This window comes from Amycolatopsis australiensis (assembly GCF_900119165.1).
Lineage (GTDB): Bacteria > Actinomycetota > Actinomycetes > Mycobacteriales > Pseudonocardiaceae > Amycolatopsis > Amycolatopsis australiensis.
Genome location: NZ_FPJG01000006.1, coordinates 6,205,267 through 6,230,605, shown reverse-complemented (window position 1 = coordinate 6,230,605; position 25,339 = coordinate 6,205,267). Strand labels below are relative to the sequence as shown.

The 25,339-nt window shown below is 74.1% G+C and carries 24 protein-coding genes and 1 pseudogene; 8 read left to right on the top strand and 17 right to left on the bottom strand.

Annotation, left to right across the window (positions count from 1 at the left end; all coding sequences use genetic code 11):
- Positions 1–193 precede the first annotated feature (193 nt).
- Positions 194–1,210 carry a zinc-dependent alcohol dehydrogenase family protein gene (locus BT341_RS30455; RefSeq protein ID WP_072479544.1) on the bottom strand — a complete coding sequence of 339 codons (1,017 nt, stop codon included), beginning with the start codon at positions 1,208–1,210 and terminating at the stop codon, positions 194–196.
- Between the two features lie 133 nt (positions 1,211–1,343).
- Here BT341_RS30455 and BT341_RS30450 point away from each other — a divergent pair, with 133 nt between their 5' ends.
- A complete protein-coding gene (locus tag BT341_RS30450) occupies positions 1,344–2,210 on the top strand; it encodes a helix-turn-helix transcriptional regulator (RefSeq protein WP_072479543.1) in 867 nt (288 codons plus the stop codon).
- On the opposite strand, the gene BT341_RS30445 is transcribed toward BT341_RS30450, so the two are convergent.
- Positions 2,123–3,076 carry a helix-turn-helix domain-containing protein gene (locus BT341_RS30445; RefSeq protein WP_072479542.1) on the bottom strand — a complete coding sequence of 318 codons (954 nt, stop codon included), beginning with the start codon at positions 3,074–3,076 and terminating at the stop codon, positions 2,123–2,125. The genes BT341_RS30450 and BT341_RS30445 overlap by 88 nt on opposite strands.
- Before the next feature lie 254 nt (positions 3,077–3,330).
- On the opposite strand from BT341_RS30445, the gene BT341_RS43715 reads away from it, so the two are divergent.
- The gene (locus tag BT341_RS43715) at positions 3,331–4,551 is read left to right on the top strand and encodes a serine/threonine-protein kinase (RefSeq protein ID WP_245805156.1); all 1,221 of its coding nucleotides are present in this window, start codon (positions 3,331–3,333) and stop codon (positions 4,549–4,551) included.
- 469 nt (positions 4,552–5,020) lie between these two features.
- Here BT341_RS43715 and BT341_RS30435 read toward each other — a convergent pair whose 3' ends face one another.
- The 3 genes from BT341_RS30435 to BT341_RS30425 form a co-directional block, all read right to left on the bottom strand.
- Positions 5,021–5,362, bottom strand: coding sequence for an STAS domain-containing protein (locus BT341_RS30435; protein WP_072479541.1), 342 nt, complete (start codon positions 5,360–5,362; stop codon positions 5,021–5,023).
- A 107-nt stretch (positions 5,363–5,469) separates the two neighbouring features.
- Positions 5,470–5,955 (bottom strand): universal stress protein, encoded by a 486-nt coding sequence (locus BT341_RS30430; RefSeq protein ID WP_072479540.1) that lies wholly within the window; start codon positions 5,953–5,955, stop codon positions 5,470–5,472.
- A gap of 9 nt (positions 5,956–5,964) precedes the next feature.
- Positions 5,965–7,494, bottom strand: coding sequence for an MDR family MFS transporter (locus BT341_RS30425; protein WP_072479539.1), 1,530 nt, complete (start codon positions 7,492–7,494; stop codon positions 5,965–5,967).
- Positions 7,495–7,607: 113 nt separating this feature from the next.
- Between BT341_RS30425 and BT341_RS30420 the strand changes: the two genes are divergently transcribed.
- A complete protein-coding gene (locus BT341_RS30420) occupies positions 7,608–8,189 on the top strand; it encodes a TetR/AcrR family transcriptional regulator (RefSeq protein WP_072479538.1) in 582 nt (193 codons plus the stop codon).
- A 46-nt stretch (positions 8,190–8,235) separates the two neighbouring features.
- Here BT341_RS30420 and BT341_RS30415 read toward each other — a convergent pair whose 3' ends face one another.
- From BT341_RS30415 to BT341_RS30385, 7 genes and pseudogenes are all read right to left on the bottom strand, one after another.
- The gene (locus BT341_RS30415; protein ID WP_072479537.1) at positions 8,236–8,961 is read right to left on the bottom strand and encodes an SDR family NAD(P)-dependent oxidoreductase; all 726 of its coding nucleotides are present in this window, start codon (positions 8,959–8,961) and stop codon (positions 8,236–8,238) included.
- Positions 8,962–9,458: 497 nt separating this feature from the next.
- Positions 9,459–9,557: pseudogene (locus BT341_RS46770) on the bottom strand (HD domain-containing protein); the annotation flags it as partial.
- A gap of 34 nt (positions 9,558–9,591) precedes the next feature.
- A complete protein-coding gene (locus BT341_RS30405; RefSeq protein ID WP_072479536.1) occupies positions 9,592–10,242 on the bottom strand; it encodes a cupredoxin domain-containing protein in 651 nt (216 codons plus the stop codon).
- The gene (locus BT341_RS30400; protein ID WP_072479535.1) at positions 10,239–10,739 is read right to left on the bottom strand and encodes a YceI family protein; all 501 of its coding nucleotides are present in this window, start codon (positions 10,737–10,739) and stop codon (positions 10,239–10,241) included. Before BT341_RS30400 ends, BT341_RS30405 begins: the two co-directional genes overlap by 4 nt.
- A 68-nt stretch (positions 10,740–10,807) precedes the next feature.
- A complete protein-coding gene (locus BT341_RS30395; RefSeq protein WP_072479534.1) occupies positions 10,808–11,785 on the bottom strand; it encodes a cupredoxin domain-containing protein in 978 nt (325 codons plus the stop codon).
- A 28-nt stretch (positions 11,786–11,813) separates the two neighbouring features.
- Positions 11,814–12,722, bottom strand: coding sequence for a copper resistance D family protein (locus tag BT341_RS30390; RefSeq protein ID WP_072479533.1), 909 nt, complete (start codon positions 12,720–12,722; stop codon positions 11,814–11,816).
- A 2-nt stretch (positions 12,723–12,724) separates the two neighbouring features.
- Positions 12,725–13,357, bottom strand: coding sequence for a hypothetical protein (locus BT341_RS30385; protein ID WP_072482266.1), 633 nt, complete (start codon positions 13,355–13,357; stop codon positions 12,725–12,727).
- 388 nt (positions 13,358–13,745) lie between these two features.
- Between BT341_RS30385 and BT341_RS30380 the strand changes: the two genes are divergently transcribed.
- Positions 13,746–14,276 (top strand): copper resistance CopC family protein, encoded by a 531-nt coding sequence (locus BT341_RS30380; protein ID WP_072479532.1) that lies wholly within the window; start codon positions 13,746–13,748, stop codon positions 14,274–14,276.
- A gap of 232 nt (positions 14,277–14,508) precedes the next feature.
- Here BT341_RS30380 and BT341_RS30375 read toward each other — a convergent pair whose 3' ends face one another.
- From BT341_RS30375 to BT341_RS30360, 4 genes are all read right to left on the bottom strand, one after another.
- Entirely contained in the window at positions 14,509–15,102 is a 594-nt protein-coding gene (locus tag BT341_RS30375) for a DUF2231 domain-containing protein (RefSeq protein WP_072479531.1), read from the bottom strand.
- A gap of 29 nt (positions 15,103–15,131) precedes the next feature.
- Positions 15,132–15,638 (bottom strand): hypothetical protein, encoded by a 507-nt coding sequence (locus BT341_RS30370; protein ID WP_072479530.1) that lies wholly within the window; start codon positions 15,636–15,638, stop codon positions 15,132–15,134.
- Entirely contained in the window at positions 15,635–17,260 is a 1,626-nt protein-coding gene (gene qcrB, locus BT341_RS30365) for a cytochrome bc1 complex cytochrome b subunit (RefSeq protein WP_072479529.1), read from the bottom strand. The genes BT341_RS30370 and qcrB overlap by 4 nt, the downstream gene beginning before the upstream one ends.
- Before the next feature lie 88 nt (positions 17,261–17,348).
- Positions 17,349–17,534, bottom strand: a complete 186-nt coding sequence (locus BT341_RS30360; RefSeq protein WP_072479528.1) for a hypothetical protein — start codon at positions 17,532–17,534, stop codon at positions 17,349–17,351.
- 98 nt (positions 17,535–17,632) lie between these two features.
- Here BT341_RS30360 and BT341_RS30355 point away from each other — a divergent pair, with 98 nt between their 5' ends.
- A complete protein-coding gene (locus BT341_RS30355) occupies positions 17,633–18,121 on the top strand; it encodes a hypothetical protein (protein ID WP_072479527.1) in 489 nt (162 codons plus the stop codon).
- 21 nt (positions 18,122–18,142) lie between these two features.
- On the opposite strand, the gene BT341_RS30350 is transcribed toward BT341_RS30355, so the two are convergent.
- On the bottom strand, positions 18,143–20,974 hold the full coding sequence (locus BT341_RS30350; RefSeq protein ID WP_072479526.1) for a helix-turn-helix transcriptional regulator: 2,832 nt from the start codon (positions 20,972–20,974) through the stop codon (positions 18,143–18,145).
- Positions 20,975–21,650: 676 nt separating this feature from the next.
- On the opposite strand from BT341_RS30350, the gene BT341_RS30345 reads away from it, so the two are divergent.
- From BT341_RS30345 to BT341_RS30335, 3 genes are read left to right on the top strand one after another with little or no spacing between them, the layout of a single operon-like run.
- On the top strand, positions 21,651–22,511 hold the full coding sequence (locus BT341_RS30345) for a 3-hydroxybutyryl-CoA dehydrogenase (protein WP_072479525.1): 861 nt from the start codon (positions 21,651–21,653) through the stop codon (positions 22,509–22,511).
- Between the two features lie 14 nt (positions 22,512–22,525).
- Positions 22,526–23,731 (top strand): 8-amino-7-oxononanoate synthase family protein, encoded by a 1,206-nt coding sequence (locus BT341_RS30340; RefSeq protein WP_072479524.1) that lies wholly within the window; start codon positions 22,526–22,528, stop codon positions 23,729–23,731.
- The gene (locus BT341_RS30335; RefSeq protein WP_072479523.1) at positions 23,728–25,332 is read left to right on the top strand and encodes a carboxyl transferase domain-containing protein; all 1,605 of its coding nucleotides are present in this window, start codon (positions 23,728–23,730) and stop codon (positions 25,330–25,332) included. The genes BT341_RS30340 and BT341_RS30335 overlap by 4 nt, the downstream gene beginning before the upstream one ends.
- Positions 25,333–25,339: the final 7 nt, after the last annotated feature.

Here is a 25,339-nt window from a genome sequence, read left to right as displayed (position 1 = left end):
ACGAGCTGCTCGGTGTTGTCGTTGGCGGTCAGGGCCGCGACGGTGACCAGGCTGCGCTCCTCGGGCGTCAGCTCGCTGCGCGAAGTCACCGAACATCTTCTCCGCCCCGGACGGCTCCGGACGCGTGCCGGTCATGGAAATTCCTTTCACCGGGTGCGCCGGCGCCGGCGGTCGCGTTCCGCCGGCGGTCCGGTCAGGGGGTGAGCAGGGCCTTGATCGCGCGCCGCTCGTCCATGGCCCGGTAGCCCTCGGCGACCTGCTCCAGCGGCAGGGTGAGGTCGAAGACCCGGCCCGGGTCGATGCGGCCGGACAGGACGCGATCGATCAGGTCGGGCAGGTAGCGGCGCACCGGCGCGGGGCCGCCGCGCAGGCCGACGTGGGAGAAGAACAGCTCGTCGCCGGCGATCCGCACGTCGTGCGGGACGCCGACGAACCCGACGTTGCCGCCCGGACGGGCCGAGCGCAGGGCCTGCCGCATGGATTCGGCGGTGCCGACGCATTCGAGGACCGCGTCGGCGCCGATGCCGCCGGTGCGGTCCTTGATGGCCGCGACACCCTCGTCGCCGCGCTCGGTGACGATGTCGGTGGCGCCGAACTCGGTGGCCAGCTTCTGCCGGGACTCATGCCGGCTCATGGCGATGATGCGCTCGGCGCCGAGCTCCTTGGCCGCGATGACGCCGCAGAGCCCGACCGCGCCGTCGCCGACCACGACGGCCGTGCTGCCGGGCTTCACCTCGGCGGCGAGCGCGGCGTACCAGCCGGTGCCCATGACGTCGGACACGGCGAGCAGGCCGGGCACGAACCCCGCGTCCGGGTGCTCGGGGGTGGCGACGAGGGTGCCCTGGGCGTTCGGGATGCGGACGTGCTCGGCCTGGCACGTGCTCATGAACTCGCGGTGCAGGCAGTTGGACTGCCAGCCGTTGCGGCAGTTCGCGCACGTGTTGTCCGAGGTGGCGAAGGAGCCGACGACGAACTGGCCGGGCTTGACCGCGGTCACCTCGCTGCCGACTTCTTCGACGACGCCGACGTACTCGTGTCCCATGGGGTGCGGGTCGCCGATCGGCTCGAGGCCGCGGTAGGGCCACAGGTCCGAGCCGCAGACGCAGGTGGCGACCGTGCGGATGATCGCGTCGGCCGGCTGCTCGATCTTCGGCTCGGCGAGCTGCTCGAACCGCACGTCGCCGGGAGCGTGGATGACAGCTCCGCGCATGGTCACTCCTTCGGGTGCGAGGATGGTTCTCGTCCTTCCAGGGAACCCCCGTTCCGCGCGGACAGCGAGTCACTGACGAGGGGTGTACCGGCAGTACACCCCAACGGGTGGCCGTGGCGCGTACGGTCGCGCTGTGGACAACCGTGCCGAAGTCCGCGAGTTCCTCGTCTCGCGGCGAGCCAAGATCACGCCCGCGCAGGCGGGCCTGCCGGGTGGCGCCCGGCGCCGCGTCCCGGGCCTGCGCCGCAGCGAGGTCGCCGCGCTGGCCGACGTCAGCGTCGAGTACTACGCCAAGCTGGAACGCGGCAACCTCGCCGGTGCCTCGCCCGCCGTGCTGGAAGCCGTCGCCTCCGCCCTCCGGCTCGACGGCGCCGAGCGCGCCCACCTGCTGCACCTGGCCCAGGCCGCCGAGGGAGCGGACGTGCTCGCCCGGCCCCGGCCGCGTTCCGGCAAGCGGTGGACGCCGCACCGGAGTCTGCAGTGGACACTGGACGCGATCACCGCCGGGCCCGCGTTCGTCACCACCGGACGGCTGGACATACTGGCCGAAAACCGGCTCGCCCGCGCGTTCTTCAGCGACATGTACCGCGGCGTGGACACCCCGAACGTGGCCCGGTTCGTCTTCCTCGACCCCGTGGCCCGCCGCTTCTACACCGATTGGGAGCCGGGCGCCGACATCACGGTCGACCTGCTGCGCGCGGAGGCCGGCCGCGACCCGCACGACAAGGGCCTGCACGACCTGGTGGGCGAGCTGTCGACCCGCAGTGACGAGTTCCGCGGCCGCTGGGGCGCACACAACGTCCGGCGGCACGGCACGGGCGCGAAGCGCTTTCACCATCCGGTCGTCGGCGCGCTGACCCTCACGTGGGAGGCGATGGCCATGACCGCCGAGCCGGGGCTGTCGCTCGTGGTCTACACCGCCGAACCCGGTTCGCCGTCCGCGGAACGCCTGGAGCTGCTCGCGTCCTGGGCCGCTTCTCCGCGCGCCGCCGCGGAGTGAACCGGAGTGTCCTCAGTGGACGGCGTGGCGGCCCAGGACGACAGCAGCCGCAGGGCCGCTTCCGACGGTGAGCCCGGCTCGGCGGTGTAGATCGTCAGGGTGAGGCCGGGTTCGGCGGTCAGTTCGAGGCCCTCGTAGGCCAGCGTGAGCCTGCCGACGACCGGGTGGTCGAAGGTCTTGGAGCCGGTGCCGTGGTGGCGGACGTTGTGCGCGCCCCACCGGGTGCGGAACTCGTCACTGCGCGTGGACAGCTCGCCCACCAGGTCGTGCAGGCCCTTGTCGTGCGGGTTCCGGCCCGCTTCGACGTGCAGGATCTCGACGCAGACGTCGGCGAAGAAGTCCCAGTCCGGGTAGAACCGGCGGGCGGCCGGGTCGAGGAACTGGAACCGGGCCAGGTTCGGGGGCTGCTGCGAGCCGGCGTAGACGTCGGCGTAGAAGGCCCGCGCGAGGCGGTTCGCGGCCAGCAGGTCGAGCCGTCCGTTGCGGACGAACGCCGGCCCGGCGGTGACCGCGTCGAGCACCCACTGCAGGCTGGGGTGCGGCGTCCGCCGCTTCGGCTTCGGCGGGTGCAGGATGGCGCTGGTGCCGTCGGCCGCGCGGGCGAGGGCGAGCAGGTGGGCGCGCTCGGCGTCGTCGAGCTGCAAGGCACGGGCGACGGCCTCCAGGACCGACGGCGAGACACCGGCGAGGTTGCCGCGTTCGAGCTTGGCGTAGTACTCGACGCTGACGTCGGCGAGCATCGCGACCTCGCTGCGGCGCAGCCCCGGTACCCGGCGCTTGCCGCCGGCCGGGAGCCCGGCCCGCTGCGGGGTGATCTTGGCCCGCCGCGAGACGAGGAACTCGCGCACTTCCTGACGGTTGTCCACTCCGCCACTGTAAAACCGGCGCGCCGGGCGAGGGATGCCCTGCCGGTACACGTTCCGGGAGAACCCCCGGCATGCCCAGCCGCCGCGGGCGCCAAACCCCTTGTCGGAATCGGCACAGTGCCCGCGGAACGGGCCCGGCCTGGCGTAAAGTCGGGGCCCGTTCGCGGTTCAGCCCAGCAGCCGTGCTCCCGTGCCGCGCCGGGCCCGCGTGCCCCGGCCGGTGTTCACGCTCTGGCTGCGGAGGTCGATCCCCCTTGCTCGGCGACGGTGGTTCCACGGCTCCCCGGTTCTCGCTGGACGTGACCGGCGAGCGGCCGCGGTGGACCGGCGACGACCCGCCCGAGGTCATCGCCGGGCGTTACGAGGTGGCCGGCCTCATCGGCACCGGCGGGACGGCCCGCGTCTACCAGGCGTTCGACCGGCGGCTGGGCCGGGACGTCGCGGTCAAGGTGTACGACCGGGGCGCGGTGGCGGTGGAGGAGCTGCGCCGCGCGCGGGAGAAGGCCATCCAGGCGAGCATCGACCACCCCGGCGTCGTGGCCCTGCTCGACAGCGGCACCGACGGCGACCGGCCGTACCTGGTGATGCAGCTGGTGGACGGCGAGACGCTCGCCCAGCGCCTGCTGGCCGGGCCGTTGCCGCCGGAGCGGGTGCTGGAGCTGGGCGTTCAGCTGGCCGAAGCGCTGGCGCACGTCCACGCGCGCCGGGTCGTGCACCGTGATCTCAAGCCCGCGAACGTGCTGCTCGGCGCGGACGGACCGCTGATCACCGACTTCGGCATCGCCCACGAGCTGGACGCGACGCACGTCACCGGAACGGGCCTGGTGACCGGAACGGCGGCGTACCTGGCGCCGGAGCAAGTCGTGGGCGAGCACGCCGGCCCGGCGGCCGACGTCTACGCGCTGGGCCTGATTCTCCTGGAGTGCCTGACGGGCGAGCGCGAATACCCGGGAACGCTGGCCGAGTCGGCGATGGCGCGCCTGAACCGGGCGCCCCGGGTGCCGCCCGGCCTGCCGGCGCCACTGGGCCCGGCGCTGGACCGGATGACGGCGCGCGACCCGGGCCACCGGCCGACGGCGGCGGAGGTGCTGGCGATGCTGGCGGAGCCGGCCGCGGCGGCGCCGGGGCCGGGGCCGCGCCGGCGGAAGATGGCCGCGGCGGGAGGTCTCGCGACGGCCGCGGTGGCGGTCGCGGTGGCGGTGCTGCTCACGCGCCCGGACATTTCGCCGCCGGGCCTCCTGCCGGTCCCGGGACCGACGGCCCCGGCGGGCCCGGCAACGGTACCGGCGAGACCCCCGGCATCGACGATCATGGCGGGAGCTCCCCGCAGCCGCACCGCGCCGGAACCGGCCACGGCACCGCAGCGTGCGGCGGCGGGCCCGGCGGCGAGCGGTGACGCCGGGGGCGGCGGCAAGGCGGATGAGAAGCCGAAACCGGCCAAGCCGGGGAAGGGGAAAGGCCGCGACCGTCCGTGAGGCCTGGATTGCGGTGGCCGCCGGGATGGCGGTCGCCGTGCCCGCCCGGGGCGGCGGGTCCAGCGGGGCCGGCCCGCTCAGGCGGCTACCGCGCTCGCGGGGGCGGCTGGTCCGATGGGTGTGCGGAGGATGGGGGTTGCCGCGCTCGCGGGGGCGGCTGGTCCGATGGGTGTGCTGAGGATGGGGGTTGCCGCGCTCGCGGGGGCGGCTGGTCCGATGGGTGTGCTGAGGATGGGGGTTGCCGCGCTCGCGGGGGCGGCCGGTTCGATGGGTGTGCGGAGGATGGGGGTTGCCGCGCTCGCGGGGGCGGCTGGTCCGATGGGTGTGCTGAGGATGGGGGTTGCCGCGCTCGCGGGGGCGGCCGGTTCGATGGGGTCAGCTGAGGATGGCGGCCGCAGCGCCCGTCCGGCGCGTAGCCGGTCCGGCGGTCACCGCGCCCGCTCGGCCCAGCCGCCAGCCGGCGTTCCGCTCAGTCGGGCGGCTGCAACGGCAGCACGGCGTCCAACCCGAGCAAGGCGAGCTTCCGCCGGGCGGAGTCCGAGGCGGCGACCCGCAGCGTCCGGCCCTCGGCCTGGCAGTGCCGGGTGAGGGTCATCAGCGTGCCCGCCGCTTCGAGGCTCAGGTGGGTCACCGCCGACAGGTCCACCACCACCGTCGCACCCGGTGGGGCCGCCGCCACCGGGGCGACCAGCTGCCCGGCGGTGCGGGCGTCGAGGTGGTCGCCTGGTGCGCGTACCCGGACCACCTCGCCGGCGGCCTCGAACTCCGCCGGTCTGGAGCCGCGGTCGTGTGGTTCGGTCGTCGTGCTCATCCCGTTCCCCCGTCAGGAGGCCCCGGCCGGCACTCGGGCTGCCCGGGTCCGCTGCGCTTCGGGCACCAGGATATTCCCGGCTCTTCGCCGCCGGCCAGTGTCCGAGGTCAGGGCACCACCAGCACCGGCCAGTGGCCCGCCCGGATCAGCTTCGTCGCGACCGAACCCGCGAACCGGTGGCCCGCCTTCTGCGACGCGCCGACGACGACCGTGTCGGCGCGGGCGCGGTCGGCGGTGTCGCGCAGTGCCGTGAACGGGTCGCCGAACGTCTTCACCAGCGTGACCGGCACCTGCAGTTCCTCGGCGGCCGAGCGCGTCTGGTCACGCAGTTCCGCGTACAGGTGCGCGGCCGTGTCGTGGTCGATCACCGTCGCGACCGCCGGCCGCAGCGGGCCCAGTGGCGCTGGGCAGGCGACGAAGACCACGATGAGACTGCTGTCCTGGCGCCGGGCCAGGCCGAAGGCGAAGGCCGCGGCTCGCATCGCGGTGTCCGAGCCGTCGACGCCGGCCAGGATGGCCCGCGCCGCGGGGTCGCGGCGCGGGCCGAACCGTTCCGCTGTGGACTGGTAGGCGCCGGGCTCGGCCACGCTCATGGTCGGCTCCTACCGCGCGGCCGGCGCCGGGTCTTCCGCGTGCTCGGCCACGTCGATCGTCGTGCGCAGCGTGATCGGCTTGAGCAGCAGCGCCGCGACCACCCCGACGACGGCCACGGCCGCGGAGATCAGGAAGATGTGCGCGGTCGCGTCGCCGTACACCGTGTGCACCACCGACTGGACCTGCGGCGGCAGCGCCTTGAGGTTCAGCGCACTGACCCCGCCGGTCGACGTCTGGCCCGCCGGCACGTGCAGGGCGGCGGCCAGGTCCGCGGAGACGCGGTTGGCGAGCACCGCGCCCAGTACCGAGACGCCGATGGTGCCGCCGAGCGATCGGAAGAAGGTCACCGACGCGCTCGCCGCGCCGAGGTCGCGCAGCGGGACGTCGTTCTGCACCGCCAGGACCAGGTTCTGCATCGTCATGCCGACGCCGATGCCGACGACGGCCATCGCGGCGCCGACGATCCACAACGGCGTGGCGTGGTCGACCAGCCCGAGGCCGAGGAAACCGAGGACCAGGATGAGCGTGCCGGCGACGATGTACGGCTTGATCCGGCCGGTGCGGCTGATCAGGCGTCCGGAGACGGTCGAGGACACGAGCACCCCCGCCATCATCGGCATGGTCAGCAGGCCCGCTTCGGTGGGCGTGTAGCCGCGGCCGACCTGGAAGTACTGGCCGAGGAACACGGCGCCGCCGAACATCGCCATGCCGACCGCGAGGCTCGCGATGATCGCCAGCGCGGGCGTGCGCTGGACGACGATCTTCAGCGGCACGACCGGTTCGCGGACCTTCGTCTCCACCAGCACGGCGGCCGCGAGCAGCACGAGCCCGGCCGCGACCATGACGGCGGTCTGCCACGAGAGCCAGCCGAACGAGCTGCCGACGAAGGACACCCAGATGAGCAGGACGCTCACCCCGGCGGCGATGAGGCCGGCACCGAGGTAGTCGACCTGGACGTTCTCGCGGCGCACGGTCTCCAGCTTGAGGGTGCGCTGCAGCACGACGAAGGCGAGCACGGCGATCGGGACGCCGACGAAGAAGCACCACCGCCAGCCCAGCCACGGCACGTCGACGATCAGGCCGCCGAGCAGCGGCCCGCCGACGGTGGCGACGGCCATGACGGCGCCGAGGTAGCCGTTGTAGCGCCCGCGTTCGCGCGGCGGGATGATCGCGGCGATCACGACCTGGACCAGCGCCTGCAGCCCGCCGACGCCGACGCCCTGGAACGCGCGCGCGGCGATCAGCTGCCCGGTGTCCTGGCTGAAGCCGCTGATCATCGAGCCGGCCACGAAGATCGCGATGGCGACCTGCACGAGCGTCTTCTTGTTGAACAGGTCGGCGAGCTTGCCCCAGATCGGGGTGGTGGCCGTGGCGGCGAGCAGCGTGGCCGTGACCACCCAGGTGTACTGCGTCTGGGTGCCGTTCAGCGAGCCGATGATCAGCGGCAGCGACGTGGAGACGACGGTCGAGCTGATCATGGCGACGAACAGCGCGAGCAGCAGGCCCGACAGCGACTCGAGCACCTCGCGGTGGCGCATCGCCCCGGCTTCTCTCTCAGTTTTCACAGCACCCCTTCACGTCCGGGTAAATTATTGCCCATTGTGCAAACTTGCACAATGGGCAGTGTATTCCCGTCGCTAGGCTGACGCCCATGGACACCCTCGACACGCTGCGCACCCGCAAGAAGGCGGCGACGCGCCAGTCGCTGCACGAGGCGGCGCTGCGGCTGGCGATGGAGCGCGGGCTCGACGGGGTGACGGTGGAGGACATCGCGGGCGAGGTGGGCGTGTCCCGGCGGACGTTCTCGAACTACTTCGCGAACAAGGAGGACGCGATCCTCCACGCCGACCGCGAGCGGACCCGCGAGCTGATGTCACTGGTGGCGGGCCGGCCGGAGGCGGAGGGGCCCTGGCAGGCGCTGCGAGCGGCGAGCGGCGAGCTGTACCGGGCCCAGGCGGTGCCCGACCGTTCGTGGGTCGCGCAGCTGCGCCTGCTCAGGCGGCATCCGTCACTGCTGGCGCGGCAGGCCGGTGACCAGATCGCGTTGGAGCGCGACCTGGCGGCGGTGCTGCTGGCACGAGGGCACGGGCTGGACGAGGAGCTGGCCCGGTTGATGACGGCGACGTTCCTGGCCGCGGTGCGCACGGCGAGTGTCCGCTGGCTGGAGGGCGCGGGGGAGCAGCCGCTGCCGGAGCTGGTGGACCGGCTGCTGGGGCGGGTGAGTTTCGAGTAAGGGCGCGTGGTGGACCGGCCGCCGGTGCGGCCGGACCGGCGGCCGCTCACTCGGGCAGAGGAGTCCCGGTGTGGGCGGCCAAGGCGTCGAGCAGCCGGTCCTGGAAGTCCGGGTCACCGGCCGCCGGGTGGCGGTCGGCGTGGCGCCGGTGGAACCAGTAGCCGCCGGTCGTGGTGGCCTGCGGGTCGTCGCTCGTCGCCAGCCATGCCTGGGTCGCCGCGCCCAGCTGCAGGTCGTCTGGGGCGCCCGGGCCGCCCATCCGGGTCGGGACCCAGCCGGGGTCGACGGCGTTGCTGCGCACCCGCGGCCACCGGCGGGCGACGGCCGCGGCGAGCGTCGTGAGCAGGAGCTTGCTGTCCGAATAGGACGCGGTCGGGCGGGCGCCGGACCAGTCGAGCCCGTCCAGCTCCGGCCGGCCGCCGCGGTGCATGCCGCTGCTGAGGTAGACCAGGCGCGGGGGAGTGGTGACCAGCGCGGTCAGCAGGTAGGGCGCGACGACGTTGACCGGCAGCACGGTGGGCCCGGTCATCACGCCGGCGTTGTGGATCACCGCGTCCATCCGCCCCAGCCGGTTCACCTGCTCGGCGACCCCGCGCGTCTGGCCGAGGTCGGCGAGATCACCGGTGACGACATCGGCGCCCCGCGCGGCGAGATCCGCCAGCCGCCCGGCGCCGCGGGCGTGGACGACGACGCGGTGACCGTCGGCGAGGAGGGCTTCGGCGGTGAGGCGGCCGAGACCCTGTGCGCACCCGGTGACGAAGATCCGTGCCACGCCCCGAGGCTACGCCCGCGGTCACGTGGGGAGTCGGCGTGGTGGCCGTCGAGGACCGGGCCGTTTCGGGCGGCGCCGCCAGGACGCGAGCCGGTGGCCCGCCGTCGAGAACCTGGCCCGGTTGGCGTGGCAGCGCCGGGTCGGGCCCGGTGCTCGGGCGCATCTTCCAGGCGCCGGTCGAGATCGGCGCCCGAGGTGTTGCGGACGCCGCGGCCGCCGGGCTTTCCGGCTTGCGGGCCGCCTGGTCGCGGAAGCAGCCGAGGAACTCCGCCACCAGATCCAGGCGCGGATAGCGCTCCAGCACTTCCGTCCGGAAGCCCGCCGGGAGCGTGGCCGCGTCGCGTCCGGCGATGTCCGGTGCCGCCGCGCGGGAAAGCAGGAAGCCCCGGGCCCACGTCCGGCCACATGTGCCGGCCCGCGCCCGCCGCGGACACCCACGTCACGTGCCCGCCCGCCTCCTCGAACGGCCTGGTGTGGCTGTCGAACTCCGCCGCCAGCCCGACGTCGTGCAGCATCGCCGCGACGAACAGCAGCTCCGGATCGAACTCCGCGTCGTGCACCGCGCCGAGCGCCACCGCCCACGTGGACACGCGCATCGAGTGGTTGGACGGCGGGCTGTCGGGGAAGCCTTCACGACGCGTGGCGCGAGCCGAGGAGCAGCAGGCACAGCACGGCGACCCCGGTGACCAGCCCGGCGACGAGCAGCATCGGGTCCAGCGAAGGCGCCGTCGCCGCCGCGACCGCCGGGGCGGCCGTCTCCGGTGCCGCCGAAGCGGGCGCTGCCGCGCTGGACGCCGGGGCCGGTTGGGCCGGGCCGGTCGTCGCCGCCGGTACCCCTGCCGGGACCGTCGCCGGAACCGCCGCCGCGGTCGCCTGCTGCTGTTTCGGCGGGCTCTGCGTGGCCGGCGCCCGCGTGGGCTTCGGCTGGGCCGCGGACGTCTCCGCGGGCAGGACCGTCACCGTGGCCCGCATGTCCGGGTGCACCGAGCAGTAGTAGGCGTAGGTGCCCGGGGTGCGGAAGGTGTAGCTCCAGCTCTGCCCCTGCGACAGCTGCGGGCTGCGGAACGCGACCGGCGCGCTCGTGGTCGTCGCGTCGTGCGGGGCCTGGTCGTGCTGCATCCACGTGACCGTGTCCCCGACGTGCACGGTCAGGGCGGCCGGGCTGAACGCGTAGTCCGCCATCATCACCTGCTGGGTCGCGGCCCGGGCCGGTGGCGCGGCGAGGACCGCGTGCAGCACGACGAACAGCCCGGCCGCGGCGAGGGCGGCGACACGCCTCATCGGACGAACTCCGCGGCGAACTCGACGTGGATCCGCCGGGTGGCCACCAGCCGCGCGAGCGGACCGAGGCCGCGTGGTTTCCGGCGCGGCGCGGGCAGGAACCCCTTGAGCCACAAGAGGACCCGGTCGTCGCCGACGTGCCGGAGGTCGCCGCGCAGGCGCAGGTCCCGGCTCGTCCCGGCCACCTCGAGCCGACCGGCGACGTCGATCGTGCCGCCGTCCGGCTCGACGTCGCCGGTGAACGTGATGGCCGGGTGGTCGGCGGCGCGCAGGCCCCGCCTTCCGGTCAGTGGGCGGCGCAGCGGCTTGACGCCGGGGCGCAGCGACGCCGCGTCGAGGACGACCGTGAGGTCCAGGTCGTCGAAGTGCCCGCCGGTGGCGGTCAGCCTGGCGCGCAGCAATGGCAGGCCCAGCAGGCGGATCGACGGTTCGGCGACACAGCGGTCGCGCCGCAGGGTGAAGGTCGTGACGGCGGGCAGCACTTCGGTGTCGGGCATGGGTTTCTCCACGGGGTTGGCGGCCCGGCCGGTCGACGCCGGCCGGGCCGCCGGGACGGGATCGCGGGTCAGCAGCTCGCCTGGTTCAGCAGCGGGGTGAGCACGTTCTCGAGCCACACCGTGTGCGTCTTGATGTACTGGTCCAGGTTGAGCAGGTCGCTCACCTGCTGGCCCAGCGACTCCTCGAGGTGCGCGCTCTTGATGTGCGCGACGATCGGCGCGAGCGTGTCGGTGACGACCTGGCCCGCCGAGCCGTCGAACGCCGGCGCGAGCACCGTTTCCAGCCACACCGTGTGGGTCTTGATGTACTGGTCGAGGTTGAGGATGTCCTGCACCTGCTGACCGGGTGAGGTCTCCAGGTGCGCGCTCTTGACGTGGTCGATGATCGGCTGCAGCACCGACTTCGGCACGCAGGAGCCGCCGCCGGTCGGGGTGGACGGCATCGGCATCGAGTGGCTCGGCGCGGACGTCGGGGCCGACGTGGGCGGGGCGGTGGTCGGCGGGGCGCTGGTCGGCGCGGAGCCGGTGACGGTCACGGTGGCCTTCATGTCCGGGTGGATCGAGCAGTAGTAGGAGTAGGTCCCGGCCTTGGTGAAGGTGTGGCTGAACGTCTGCCCGGTCTGCAGCGTCGGGGAGGTGAACTTCTCCGGCCCGTCGGTGACGACGATGTTGTGCGGCGCGGTGTCGTGGTTGGTCCAGGTCACCGTGTCGCCGACCGAGATGGTCAGGCTCGCCGGGGTGAACTTGTAGCCCATGGCCTCGACCGACTTCGCCGACCCGGCCGGCGCGGCGGGGGCCGCGGGTGCCGCCGCCTGCTGCTGTTCCAGGCCCTGGTACAGCGGGACGGCCAGCGGGCTCTGCTTCGCCAGCGCGGCGAGGTCGACGTTCGTGGCGGACGCGGGAGCGGCCGACTCGCTGGGCCCGCCGCGGAGCGTGGCGAGGCTGAACAACGCCGTTGCCAGGGCGAGGATCGCCACGGCGACCGGCCAGTGCCGCCGTCGCCGCGCCGCCTCCGGCTGTTCGGGGGCGGATCGGGGGTTGTCCATTGAAGGACTCCTTTCGCAGGGTGCGCGATCAGCGGCCGGGACTGGCCGTGACGAGGAAGCTCGCCGCGAGGAGGACCACGATCACGAGCGTGGTCTCGGCGGCGACGGAGTGGACGAACGGGCGGACCGTGCGGGCGTCCCCGCGCAGGACCACCGCGAAGTCGAGGCGGCGGCCGACCCAGGCGCGGCTGGCCTGCGCGGCGAGGAGCACGACGGCGAGCACGGCCAGCTTGACCAGCAGGGTCTGCCCGTAGGCGGTGGCGAACAGCCGTCCGAAGCCGCCGACGGTCTGCCAGGCGAGGGCCACGCCCGCGGCCACCACGACGGTGACCGAGACCATCGCCAGCTTCGAATAGCGCGGGACCACCGAGGCGAGCTCCCCGGGGTCGCGCCGGGCCAGGACGCCGAAGAGCAGCACGGCGAGGCCGCCGATCCACGCGCACGCGCCCGCGAGGTGGGCGAGGTCGGCGAGCTGGCTCAGCCACGGCCGGGTGCTTTCGGCCGCGTGGCCGGTGAGGCCGGTCGTGCGCAGCAGGCCCAGCACGACGGCGCCGGCCCCGGCGCGCCACGCCACCGCCTTCGCGGCGTCGCGGCCGCGCTGCAGCAGCCACGCCAGCACGACGCCGGCGAGCAGCCAGAGCAGTGCCCGGGAGAACCAGACGCGGCCGAACTGGCTGCCGAGCGCCTGGGTGAGCAGGTCGAGCGCCAGGAAGTCCCCGGGCGGGCGCTGGGCGGCCCACGCCGCCTGCAGCCCGAGCCCGGCGACCGTGCCGAGCAGGCCGAGGACCCAGCCCGTGCCGAGCACCGTCCGGGTCCCGCGGTGCCCGGCGCCCGCGGGCCACAGCACCGCCACGAACAGCAGGCCGCCGGCGAACAGCGTGAGGCCCGTGTAGTCGACGGCACGGGCGAGCACGTACCACGCCTTGACGGAGTCCACGCTCACCGTCCACTCGGGACGGCCGGGATCCCGACGGCGGCGGCGGGCACCATCGCGGGCTCGAGGCCGGCGTCGGCGGTGCGGCAGTAGCCGAGGACGAGCGCGCCGAGCCCGTCCGGGCCGGTGACGCCGAGGCCGGTGGTCACCGCGCCGAGCAGCGGCAGGCCGCCGACGGTGCCCAGGACCTGTTGCGCCGCACCGGGTTGGCAGGCGGGAACCGCGGTGCCCGGTGGCGGCGGTGGCGGGAGCGTCGACGTCGGGGGTTGCGGCGGCTCGGGTGGCGGCGGATCGGGCGTAACCGGTGTCCCCGGTGTCCCCGGAACGCCCGGAGCCGGGGTCGCGGCGACGTCGCCCGGGACGGACGGCATCGCCGCGGCCGGCTGGTCGCCGACGGGTACCGCGGGCAGCGGCGGCACCGCGACGGCCGACGGGGGCAGCGCCGAGGGAAGGGGTGCCGCGCCGGGGGTGTCGGCGGTGGCCGGGTGCCCGCCGTCCGCGACCGGCGGCGGGGTGGCCGCGTCGGCGGCACCGCCGGGGCGCAGGCCGATGCCGGACGCGTAGCCGACGACGATCACGACAGCACCGGCCAGGCCGGCGGCGATGACGTGGTCACGGCGCAGGGCGGCTCCTCGCACGGTTTCGTCCTCCAAAGAACGCGGGATCCGCTCGTCCGGGAATGGGAATCCGCCGGAATGCCGGAGCGGTGGGGAAAGAACGGGATGCGGTGAGCAGAAAACCAGCACTCACGTTTCCTGGCGTGATCCGTACGTGAAGGACAGGTAAAGTCGGCCGGGCGGCAGACGGCTCGACGCGGTGAGTTGCTCCGCCGTACGGCCGGTTTGCTACGCCGAGTGGGTGGCCCGGGTGGCGAACCGGTGGAGTAGCAGACCGTTTTGTCCGGTTCTCGGACGGTGGCGGTGAGAATTGGTTAACGCAGCCGTTTCACGGTTACCCGTCGGCGTCCGGGATGTGCTCGCTAGTGTTCTCGAATTCCTGCTCCCCGAGTGCTCCCGCGAGGAAATCATGGCTTCCCGGTTGTCCTGCCCCGCCCGGATCGTCGTCACGCTGGCGGCCGCGGCGTGCGTGGCTCTGCTCGGCGCGCCCCCGGCGGACGCGCACAGCGTGCTGGTGTCCAGTTCGCCGGCGGCCGACGCGGCCGTGGCCGCGTCGCCGGCCGAAGTGGTGCTCGTGTTCAACGAGCCCGTGGAGAACCAGTTCACCGAGCTGGGGGTGCTCGGCCCTGACGGGACATCGCACTGGGAGGCCGGTCCGGCGTCCATTGTGGACGCCAAGGTCTCGGCACCGGTGCGTCCGCTGGGCCCGGCGGGCGATTACACGATCCACTACCGGGTGACGTCGGCCGACGGGCACCCGGTGTCGGGCACGGTGCCGTTCCGGTTGACGGTGGCGGGCCCGGGATCGGCGGTGCCGGTGACGGCGGCGATGACGAGTCCGGCGGCCGACGGCGCGATGCCGCTGTGGCCGTGGATCACCGGTGGCGCGGTCCTGCTGGGCACGGGGTTCGCGGTGGCGAGACGCCTGGCCCGCGGCTGAGTGGCACGGGCGGGTGACGGTGAGCTGATCCCGATCCGGGCTCGGCGTCGGAGAGTCCGGAGTGGAGGCGCGTATCGCGAAGTCCGCCGCCTGGGTGGCCTGCCCCGAGTGTTCCGGCAGCCACCGTGGTTACCTCGGGCGGCCGGACCCATCGCCGCGGCGGCCGGTTCGGGCGGCCCAGGCACCGGCCGGACCGCCACCGCTCGTCCGGACTGCGACGGTGCGTCGCGGGTCAGGCGGGGTTCCGCGGTGCCGTCGGGTCGGGACCGGCCATCTCGGCGGGCTCGGCGTCGAGCGGCTGCCAGCGGAAGACTCCGGCGCCCTGCGCGTACGCCAGGTGGCCACCGAGTGCACCGCCCGCGCCGGCCGTCGCCAGGCCGAGGGCGCCCAGCAGCTTGCCGCGGGCGTGGCGGCCGCGCCGGCGGGCCTGGTACGACGCGCCGAACAGGGCGATGGCCACCGTGTTGCACGCCGCGTGGACCAGGCCGACGCGCTGCTGGCGGACGTCCAGGTCCGCGTAGTCCGCCAAGCCCAGCACGATCGCCGGTGGTGCGGCCAGCAGGCCGGCTCCCACCAGCCGTCGTGCCTCCTCGTGCCGTCCCGGCACGAGGTCGAAGGCCGCCGAGCACAGCCACGCGCCGATCGGCACCGTTACCGCGATCGGGTGCAGCGGGTGCCCCAGCCAGCGCCCGCGCAGCAATCCGCCGACGGCGCTCGCAGCCGGCTTGCGCAGCCGCCGGGTGAGCTGAGCCGCGGGACCGTCGAGGGCCCGCGCTTCTTCGACGGCGTCCAAGGCCCGATGGGGTGCGGATTGCTGTCGCGTCATACCGGGCTGGCTACCCCACCCGCGGCGGGTCAACCGCTCCGGCCACGATCGGGGCTTCGGCGGAAGCCCGGATCCAGCGGGATCGTCCCCGCCAGGCAGGCGGCTCGTTCCGCCGCCGTGTGCATCAGGCTGGCGTCGTCGGCGATCAGCGCGTCCGCCGGTGGTCCCGGCGGCAGCAGCACGAACAGCACCTGCTGCTGACGTCGGGCGGCGGTCAGCCACGGCAGCGGTGCTTCGACCAGCTCGAAGCCGACCGTGAGGCGGTAGCCGCCGGCGTGCACCGTGACCGCGGCCGGGCCGTCGGACAGCTCCACGCGGCAGCCGGCGGCCAGCGGCCAGAGACCGCGCTCCCACTCCCACGCCGTCGGCGCGGCGAGCCCGGCCCGGCGCAGGATCCCGTGCAGCCGGCCGTGGTCGCCGGGGTGGCCGGGTTGCAGGAGCAGCACCGGGTAGGAGGACGTTTCCTCGTACACGAGCACGTCGATCTGCCAGCGTGACGGCATCGCCGTGCCGCCGGGCCCGGGCGGGGTCGTCACCGCCCCTCCCCGCCCGGGTCGCCGCCCAGGCCGTGGCGCAGCTCGCCGCGACGGGCGGCCGCCTCCAGGGCGGCGGTCTCCTCCGGGGGATCGGGCCGCAGCAGGCTGCCCGGTACCGGGTGCCCCGCCGCGCCGAGCTTGTTCGGCTTCTTCGGGACGGACGCGCCCTGGTAGGTGAGCGCCTGGCCGTCGAGCGGCTGGTGGATCTCGGCGTACGAGCCGGACGGCGCGCGCGTGATGATGCCGGTTTCCATGCCGTGCTCCAGGACTTCGCGGTCGGCGCGCTGCAGCGCGAGGCACACGCGGTAGGTGACCAGGTACGCGACCGGCGGGGCGAGCAGCAGACCGATGCGCCCGGCCCAGGTCGTCGCGTTGAGGGAGACGTCGAACTGCAGGGCGATGATGTCGTTGAACGACGAAAGCGTCAGGACGCCGTAGAGGGCCAGTGCCATCATGCCGATGCCGGTGCGGACCGGGACGTCACGGGGACGCTGGACGAGGTTGTGGTGCGCGGTGTCGCCGGAGAGGCGCCGTTCGATCCACGGGTAGCCGATCAGGGCGGTGAACAGCACGGTCATGCCCAGGACACCGGCGAAGAACGGCTGCGGGATGGTGTGGTTGCCGGGGAACAGCTCCCACGGCGGGTAGACGCGCAGCAGCCCGTCGGCGAACCCCATGTACCAGTCGGGCTGGGAACCGGCGGAGACCTTCGACGGGTCGTAGGGCCCGAACTTCCAGACCGGGTTGATCTGGAACAGCCCGGACATCAGGGCGAGGACGGCGGTGACGACGGCGAAGAAGGCGCCGCCCTTGAGGGCGAACACCGGCAGGATCCGGACGCCGACGACGTTGGTCTCCTTCCGCCGCACACCGGGGAACTGGGTGTGCTTCTGGTACCAGACCAGCGCGAGGTGCACGCCGACGAGCGCGAGCATGATCCCCGGCAGCAGCAGGATGTGGATGGCGTAGAGCCGGGGGATGATGACGTCGCCGGGGAACTCACCGCCGAAGAGGGCCCAGTGCAGCCAGGTGCCGATCACCGGCAGCGACAGCACGATCCCGGACAGCGTGGCGCGGATGCCGGTGCCGGAGAGCAGGTCGTCGGGCAGCGAGTAGCCGAAGAACCCCTCGAACATGCCGAGGATCAGCAGCAGCGCGCCGATCACCCAGTTGGCTTCGCGGGGACGGCGGAACGCTCCGGTGAAGAAGATCCGGAGCATGTGCACCATCATCGCGCCGACGAAGATCAGCGCCGCCCAGTGGTGCAGCTGCCGCACGAAGAGGCCGCCGCGCACCTCGAACGACAGGTCGAGGGTGGTGGCGAAAGCCCGGGACATCGGGACGCCGCGGAGGTCGGCGTAGGCGCCGTGGTAGGTCACCTCCTGCATCGACGGGTCGAAGAACAGGGTCAGGTAGACGCCGCTGAGCAGCAGCACGAGGAAGCTGTAGAGCGCGACTTCGCCGAGCAGGAACGACCAGTGCGTCGGGAAGACCTTGGTGAGCTGGCGGCGCAGGCCGGCGGCGGCGTGCAGCCGCCGGTCGGCGTTTCCGGCGGCTGTGGCGGCCGCGCGGGCGGCACGGCCGGGCCCGCGGGTCGGGGAAAGCGGCTGGCTGGGACTCATGGTTCCTCCGCGGGCTCGGCGGGCGTCGAGGCGCGCGTACCCGTCCGAGGTGCGGAGAACCTCCGGACCGCCGGGAAGTTTCCGTGCGTCAGCCGTGCCGGACGTCGGAGCGGACGTCCGCCGTGGTCGCCAGGTGGCCTTCGATCGCGATGCCGTGCGCCCTCCCGGCCGACACCGGCGCGTGCCGATCAGCGGCGGCCAGGCACGTCACGCCCGCGAGCGCGACGCAGCCCACGGCCAGTGCCAGCAGCCTGCGCAGTGGTTCCGGCGCCATCGGGTCCTCCATCCTCGGGGCAGGACCGTCCGGGTACCCCCGCGAGGGGAGACCACACGGATCGGGTTGGCGGGCGCCGGAACGGGTAGCTGCCTTCCATGGACGAATATCTCGCCATCTACCTACGGGACCAGCTGGCCCTCGGCGTCACGTGGCGCGAGCTGGCCCGCCGCGCGCGGGACCACAACCGCGGTACGGAGCTCGGCACCGTGCTGGCCGGTCTCGCCGACGCCATCGCCGAGGACGTCCGGTCCTACGAACGGATCATGGGCCGGCTGCGGGTGCGGCCCAACCCGCTCAAGGTCGCCGCCGCGGTGGCCGCCGAACGCGCCGGGCGGCTGAAACTCAACGGCCGCCTTCGCGGGTACTCCCCGCTGAGCCGGTTCTGGGAGCTCGAAGCACTCGCCATGGGCATCGACGGCAAGCGGACGCTGTGGACGACCCTCGCCGACCTCGCCGGCCTGCGTACCCGGCTCCCGGACATCGACTTCGACCGCCTGCTCGCCCGCGCGGCCGAGCAACGCGCGACGGTGGAGCCGTACCGGCGTGCCGCGGGGCAGGCGGCGTTCGGGGTGCCGGCGGAGTAGGACGTCCTTTGTGGACACCGGTCAGGAGCTGAGCGTCGCCGCGTAGTCGAACAGCGTCACGCGGTCCGGCAGTTTCGTCTTCGTCATCAAGCTCGACACGTGCTTTTCCACCGTCTTCGGCGAGATCAGCAGGCGGCGGGCGATGTCGGTGTTGCCGAGCCGGTGGGCCAGCAGCCGGAAGACGTCGTACTCGCGGACCGTGACCCCCGCCTCGCGCAGTTCGCGCGGCAGGTGGTGCAGGCCCGGCCGCCGCTGCCGGACCGGCTCGCCCGCCCGGCGCAGCAGCGTGCGGCAGGCCGCCGCGACGGCCGGGATCGCCGCGTCGTGGAAGTACTCCTCCGCCGCACGCAGCCACGGGACCGGGTCGCCCCAGCCGTCGGCGAGTGCGGCTTCGGCGACCAGCCGGGCACCGAGGTGCGCGGCCATCCGGTACGGGTACGCCGCTTCGCGGGCCTCCTTCGCCGCGGCCTCCGCGGCGGCCGTGTCGCCTTGCCGCCCGTGCCAGACCGCCTGCGCCAGCGCGGTGAACTGCCGGTTCCAGCGCAGCCGGGCCGCCGGTGCCGCCGCGGCGTCCGGTTCGGCGTCGCCGGCGAGAACGTCCAGCAGCAGCGCCAGCCCGTGCTGCCCGGACAGCGGCGAGCCGCCGGGCTCGTGCGCGCGGGCGAGCTTCAGGTCGCGCCGGGCCCGGTCGCGGTCCTCCTCCAGCAACGCGCAGAACGCCTGCGCCAGCCCCAGGCACAGGGCGAGGTCCGGGTGGTGGTCACCGCCGGCGGCGCGGACCGCGGCGATCGCCTCCGCCATGCGCGGGCGGTCCGCGCGGTGCGCGGCGCACACGGCCCGCACGACGTCGCCGTGGGCCAGCGTGGAAAGCCGGTGCTCGGCGGCGCCGAAATCCCCGCCCAGTACCGGCCCGTACAGCGTGATCGCGACGTCGGCCGCGCGGGCCGCGGCCACCGAGCCGCCGCGCTCGGCGTGCTGCCGGGCCAGCACCAGCCCGCCGGTGTCCCCGTCCGTCAGCGCGACGTGCTCACCCAGCCGGAGCAGCACGTGCGTGCGCCACAACGGCATCCGCCGGGACTCCGTGAGCCGCCGGGCCCGGTCGAGGTGGCCGCGCGCGGCGTCCGGGTCCCGCTCGCGCGTGAGGACGCCGAGCGCGAGCAACGCCTGGCAGGTGGCCACGGGGTCGTCGTGCCGCTCGGCCTGCGCGAGCGCGGCGGTGGCCAGCTGCCCGGCCTCGGCCGCGCGCCCGGGCAGTTCCAGCAGCAGAAGCGCGTGCACGGCGTCGATCGCCGCGCGCTGCCGGTCCGGCCCGCGGCGGGTGCGGGCCGCGGTGACCTGGGCGAGGCCGTCCGCGGTCCGCCCGGCAAGCAGCGCGGCCCAGGCCAGCCGGGCGTGCAGCACCGCCGCCCGGTCGAACAGCCCGACCTCGGAGAACCGGGCGGCCAGCGCGAAGGCGCGATCGGCCTGCCCGGTCTCGCCGAGGGCGTGCACCAGCGACTCCAGGACGGCGCCGCGCAGGGGCAGGTCCGGGCTTTCGGTCAGCACCGCGTCGGCGCGGGTGAGCAGGCTGACCGCGGCACCGGCCGCCGCCGTCTCGAGCGCCCGCCGCCCGGCGTCGGCGAACAGCCGTCCGGCCGCGGCCCGGTCGCCCGCGAGCTGCCGCAGCTCCGCGGCCAGGGCGCACCAGTCGCCGGGCAGCCCCGGATGCAGCAGCTCGACGGCGTCGGCGGCCAGCCGGGCCAGCTCCGCCCGCCGCGTCGGGCCCAGCTGCGTCAGCACCGCTTCGGCCGTCAGCGGGTGCCCGAACGTGTACCACCCGACGGCCGCCGGGTCCGGCTCGACGAGCCGCGCGTCGGCCGCGGCGTCGAGGAACGCCGCCATGGTCCGGTCGTCGGCGCCGGCGGCCCGCTGCACCACCGGCGCGGAGAACCGGGGACCGAGCACCGCCGCGACGGCCAGCAGCGCGGCCCCCTCGGGCCCGAGCCGGGCGGTGCGCGTGGCGATGCTGCCGGCCAGCGCGGCGGGCACGGCCCCGGTCGGCGTGTCCGCCAGGCGCCAGCCCGCCGGCCGCTCGGTCAGCACCCGGTCGTGGACCAGCTCGTGCAGCAGCTCTTCGAGCAGGAACGGGATCCCGGCGCTGAGCCGGCCCAGGTGGGCCGCCGTCTCGGCGGGCACGCGGGCGCGGTCGGTGCCCAGGCACGCCGCGACGAGCTCGTGCACGGCCTCGCCGCCCAGCCGGGGCAGGGTGCGCAGGGTGCAGGCACCGCGCCGGGCGGCGGAGCGGGCGATGTCGCGGGCGGCGGAGGCGTCGTCGCGGATCGTGCCGATCAGCAGCACGCGGGCGGACTCCAGGTTGCCGAGCAGGTACTCCAGCACGAACAGCGTCTCCGCGTCGGCGTCGTGCAGGTCGTCGAGGACGAGCACGCACCCGCCGGCCCGGCCCACGACGGCCAGCAGCCGCAGCACCGCTTCGGCGACGACCAGCAGCGGCGGCGCGGGCTCGTCCGCCGCGGCGCAGCGCCAGTCCGGCACCAGCACGCCCAGCGCGGGCAGGTACGGGCCGAGCTCGCCGACGTCGACCGGTTCGGCGTCCCGCGTCAGCGACAGCAGGGCCTCGGCCAGCGGCCGGAACGGCACCACCGGGCCGACCGTGCTGCCCTGCCCGCGCAGCACGCGGGCGCCGCGGCCGGCCGCGCGGGCCGCCGCCTCGCGCGCGAGCCGCGACTTGCCGATCCCGCTCTCCCCGGCGAGGAAGACCGCCCGGCCGCGCCCGGCCAGCGCGTCGTCGAAGGCCCGGCTCAGCTCCCGCAGCTCCCCGGCCCGGCCGACCAGCTCCGGCGAGCGGATCAGCATGCCCGGCGGCCACCCGGGAAAAACGCATGATCATCGGAATAATCGCATTCGCGCATCGAATTGATCCCCCAGCTCTCCGGCCGCTCCGTGATGGCCCTTGTCGGATATACCCGACGGCGGGGCCGGCGCCAAGCCGGACCGAATGCTGGAATTCGCCCGCGGCGAAAACCGAACGGTGTTCCGAGAAGGGCATGGGGCCGGTTCCCCCAGGTTTCCCGGCCGGGACGCCGGGCGTGGCGGCCTGCCGGATCCTCCGTTCGGAGGTTGACACGGATCCGGCGCCGCCGGGTCCCGCGCCGTGGCCGTGACCCCGGCCGCATCGGTGGTCCAGTCCATCGCCGTTGTCCGGCCATGGCCGCAGGATTTGCCCTGTTCGCCGGGAATCCGGGTGCCGGCTGGGGGGCGGGCGGAAAAGTCGGGGGAGTGGCCCCCATGGCGCCGCGGCACCCCGCATGGGCAGACTGGCGAACGCCACGGCTGGGGTGAAGTGAACCGGGGCACGGGGGTACCACGGCGAATTCGGCGCGGAGCGATCCGCCCCGGACATCGGCGTGCCTTCGATCCGGCGAAGCCGGTACGCCCTTTCGTGAGAACGAACGGGCATTTCGTTCCTGAACGGACAGCTCCTTCCCGCCGGGCCGCGAATGTGACGGCCCGGCAGAATGCGGGGAAACAAGTGGGTGCGAACGGAATCACCCGGGTCGGCGTGGTCGGCTCGGGCACGATGGGGGCCGGGATCGCGCAGCTCTGCGCGACCCGGGGACTCGACGTGCGGCTGGCGGTGTCCCGCGAGTCGTCGCTGACGTCGGCGCCGGCGCGGATCGCGGCGTCATTCGACCGCGGCGTCGAGAAGGGCAAGCTGACACGCGCCGAGCGCGACGCCGCGCTGGCGCGCATCAGCGTCGGCACGGACCTGGCCGAACTCGGCGACCGCGACCTGGTGATCGAGGCGATCCCCGAGGACGAGCCGCTCAAGCTCGGCCTCTTCGCCACGCTCGACAAGATCGCCGGCGACGCGACGATCCTGGCCAGCACGACCTCGGCGATCGCGATCACCCGGCTCGCCGCGGCGACCACGCGCCCGGACCGCGTGATCGGCCTGCACTTCTTCAACCCGGTCACGGCCATGCAGCTGGTCGAGGTGGTCCCGGCGCTGCCGACGGCCGCCGACGTGACCGAGCAGGTGACCGCCTTCGCCGAGCACGCCCTCGACCGCCGGGCCGTCACCGTCGCCGACCGCAGCGGGTTCGTCGTCAACGCCCTGCTGATCCCGTACCTGCTGGCGGCGATCCGCATGGTCGACACCGGGTACTGCCCGGCCGAAGACGTCGACCGCGCGATGGAGCTGGGCTGCGCGCACCCGCTGGGCCCGCTGCGGCTGGCCGACCTGATCGGGCTCGACGTCGTCGCCGCCATCGCGGCCGCGCTGCACGAGGAGTTCAAGGAGCCCCGGTACGCCGCTCCGCCGTCGCTGTCCCGGCTGGTCGAGGCCGGCCACCTGGGCCGCAAGACCGGCCGCGGCTTCCACACCTACTGAGCCAGGAGAACCCGATGCACTCGTTCCTCAACATCAAGAAGTCCGCCCGGATCAGCGACGGCTTCTGGGACGTCACCGACAAGGCGGGCCTGTTCGACGTCGTCGTGGCCGGCCTGGGCGACGGCCGCCACCGCACGCTCGCCGACGGCCACGAGTTCGTCAACATGTCGTCCTACTCCTACCTCGGCCTCGACACCCACCCGAAGCTGGTGCGGGCCGCGGCCGACGCCGTGCTCGCCGAAGGCGCGCTGAACACCTCGACGTCCCGGATGCGGGTGCGGTTCGGGGCGCTGAAGGACGCCGAGGCGGCGCTGTCGGAGCTGTTCGACGTCGAAGCCGTGACGGTCAACTCGTGCGCCGCCGCCGCGTGGGCGACGCTGCCGCTGGTCGCCTCCGGCCTGTTCACCGAGGACGAGCCGCCGCTGATGGTGTTCGACAAGAACGCGCACTTCTGCCTCAACGCCATGAAACCGAGCGTCGCGGACGAGACCGAGGTCGCCGTCGTGCCGCACAACGACGTCGAAGCCCTCGAAGCCCTGTGCAAGCAGCACAAGCGCGTCGCCTACGTCGCCGACGGCGTCTACAGCACCGGGGGACAGGCGCCGGTCGGGGAACTGCTCCGCCTGCAGGAGAAGTACGGCCTGTTCCTCGTTTTCGACGAGGCCCACGGCATTTCGACGGTGGGCAGGCGCGGCCGCGGCGTCGTGCTGGAAGAGCTCGGGCAGATCAACGACCGCACGATCGTCATCACCTCGCTGAACAAGGGCTTCGGCGCGTCCGGCGGCGCGATCTTCCTCGGCCGCCGCGGCTCGCAGTGGCGGCTGGACACCGCGCAGCGCAACGGCGGCCCGCTCATGTGGTCGCAGCGGATCAACACCGCGGGCCTCGGCGGCGTGCTCGCGTCGGCGGAGCTGCACCGCACCGACGAGCTGACCCGCCTGCAGCAGCGGCTGCAGGACAACATCGCCCTCTTCGACCGCCTGGTCGAGACCGGGGAACGCGGCGACGGGCTGCCGATCCGGTTCGTGCGGGTGGGCTCGGAGGACGCGACCGTCCGCCTCGCGCAGGACCTGTTCCGCCACGGCTTCTACGCCTCGCCGATCTTCTTCCCGATCATCGGCCGCGGCAAGGCGGGCCTGCGGATCATGCTGCGCGCCGGCATGACCACCGCGGAGATCGAGCGGTTCGCCGCCCTCCTCGGCAAACTGGGGGAGGCGTGACGGCGCTGCGCTCGCACGTCGACGTCGCGTCGGCCGGGTTCCGCCGCAACGCCGAGGACTTCGAGGCCAACCGCGAGGTGATCGCCAGGGCCCGGGCGGCGGCGCTGGCCGGCGGCAGCGAGAAGGCCCGCCGCAAGCACGCCGCGCGCGGCAAGCTGACCGCCCGGCAGCGTGTCGCGCGGCTGCTCGATCCGGGGACCCCGCTGCTGGAGATCGGGCAGCTCGCCGCGCACGAGGTGTACGACGAGCCGGTGCCGTCGGCCGCGCTCGTCGTGGGCGTGGGGATCGTGGCCGGGCGTCCGTTCATGGTCTTCGCCAACGACGCGACGGTGAAGGGCGGCACGTACTTCCCGCTCGGCGTCCGCAAGCACCTGCGCGGGCAGAAGATCGCCCGCGAGAACGGCCTCGGCTGCATCTACCTCGTCGACTCCGGCGGGGTCTTCCTGCCGCTGCAGGAAGACCTCTTCCCGGACGAGGACCACCTCGGCCGGATCTTCCGGAACATCGCCGAGCTGTCGGCCGAGGGGCTGCCCCAGCTGGCCGCCGTGCTCGGGTCGTGCACCGCGGGCGGCGCGTACATCCCGGCGATGTGCGACGAGACGGTGATGGTCCGCGGCACCGGCACGGTGTTCCTCGGCGGGCCCCAGCTGGTGCGCGCGGCGACCGGCGAGGTCGTCGACGCCGAGACCCTCGGCGGCGCCGACCTGCACACCCGTGTCACCGGGGTCGCCGACCACCTCGCCGAAAACGACGAGCACGCCCTCGAAATCCTGCGCGACCTGGCCGCGCGCAGCCCGCGGCCACCGCTGTCGCCGCCGCCGCGGGAACCCCGGCCGCCGAAGTACGACCCCGCCGAGCTGCCGGGTGTGGTCAGCGCCGGGCTCAAGGAGCACATCCCGGCCCGCGAAGTCCTCGCGCGGCTGCTGGACGACAGCGAGTTCACCGAGTACCGCGCCCGGTTCGGCCCGACGATCGTGTGCGGGACCGGCCACATCGGCGGCTACCCGGCCGGCGTGCTGATCAACGACGGCGTCCTGTTCTCCGAGAGCGCGCAGAAGGCCGCGAACTTCATCGAGGTGTGCGCCCAGCGGGACCTCCCGCTGCTGTTCCTGCACAACATCAACGGGTTCATGGTGGGTGCCGAGTACGAGGCCGGCGGGATCACCAAGCACGGCGCGAAGCTGGTCAACGCCGTTTCGTGCGCCAAGGTGCCGAAGTTCAGCCTGGTGATCGGCGGCAGCTACGGCGCCGGCAACTTCGCCATGTGCGGCCGGTCGATGGGCTCGCAGCTGATGGCGATGTGGCCGAGCGCGCGCTCCACGGTCGTCGGCGCCGAGCAGACGGCCAAGGTGATGACGCTGATCCGCGGCGACCAGCTCGCCAAGGAGGGCCGCGAGCTGACGCCCGAAGAGGAGGCGGAGATCCGCGAGCCGATCCTCGCCGCCTACGAACGGCAGGCGCAGCCGCTGTACTACGCGGCCCGGCTGTGGGTCGACGCCGTCGTGGACCCGGTCGAGACGCGGGACTGGCTGGCGCTGTGCCTGGCCATGGCCGCCGACGCGCCGAAGCGGGAGACCCGCTTCGGGGTCTTCAGGATGTGAGGGGACG

Coding starts and splice junctions, on each gene's coding strand:
- BT341_RS30350 (WP_072479526.1), bottom strand. CDS start 20,974: ATGCTGATCCGCTCGCCGGAGCTGGTCGGCCGGGCCGGGGAGCTGCGG.
- BT341_RS30355 (WP_072479527.1), top strand. CDS start 17,633: ATGGACGAATATCTCGCCATCTACCTACGGGACCAGCTGGCCCTCGGC.
- BT341_RS30380 (WP_072479532.1), top strand. CDS start 13,746: ATGGCTTCCCGGTTGTCCTGCCCCGCCCGGATCGTCGTCACGCTGGCG.
- BT341_RS30340 (WP_072479524.1), top strand. CDS start 22,526: ATGCACTCGTTCCTCAACATCAAGAAGTCCGCCCGGATCAGCGACGGC.
- BT341_RS30425 (WP_072479539.1), bottom strand. CDS start 7,494: ATGCGCCACCGCGAGGTGCTCGAGTCGCTGTCGGGCCTGCTGCTCGCG.
- BT341_RS30400 (WP_072479535.1), bottom strand. CDS start 10,739: ATGCCCGACACCGAAGTGCTGCCCGCCGTCACGACCTTCACCCTGCGG.
- BT341_RS30395 (WP_072479534.1), bottom strand. CDS start 11,785: ATGGACAACCCCCGATCCGCCCCCGAACAGCCGGAGGCGGCGCGGCGA.
- BT341_RS30420 (WP_072479538.1), top strand. CDS start 7,608: ATGGACACCCTCGACACGCTGCGCACCCGCAAGAAGGCGGCGACGCGC.
- BT341_RS30435 (WP_072479541.1), bottom strand. CDS start 5,362: ATGAGCACGACGACCGAACCACACGACCGCGGCTCCAGACCGGCGGAG.
- BT341_RS30455 (WP_072479544.1), bottom strand. CDS start 1,210: ATGCGCGGAGCTGTCATCCACGCTCCCGGCGACGTGCGGTTCGAGCAG.
- qcrB (WP_072479529.1), bottom strand. CDS start 17,260: ATGAGTCCCAGCCAGCCGCTTTCCCCGACCCGCGGGCCCGGCCGTGCC.
- BT341_RS30430 (WP_072479540.1), bottom strand. CDS start 5,955: ATGAGCGTGGCCGAGCCCGGCGCCTACCAGTCCACAGCGGAACGGTTC.
- BT341_RS30405 (WP_072479536.1), bottom strand. CDS start 10,242: ATGAGGCGTGTCGCCGCCCTCGCCGCGGCCGGGCTGTTCGTCGTGCTG.
- BT341_RS30375 (WP_072479531.1), bottom strand. CDS start 15,102: ATGACGCGACAGCAATCCGCACCCCATCGGGCCTTGGACGCCGTCGAA.
- BT341_RS30360 (WP_072479528.1), bottom strand. CDS start 17,534: ATGGCGCCGGAACCACTGCGCAGGCTGCTGGCACTGGCCGTGGGCTGC.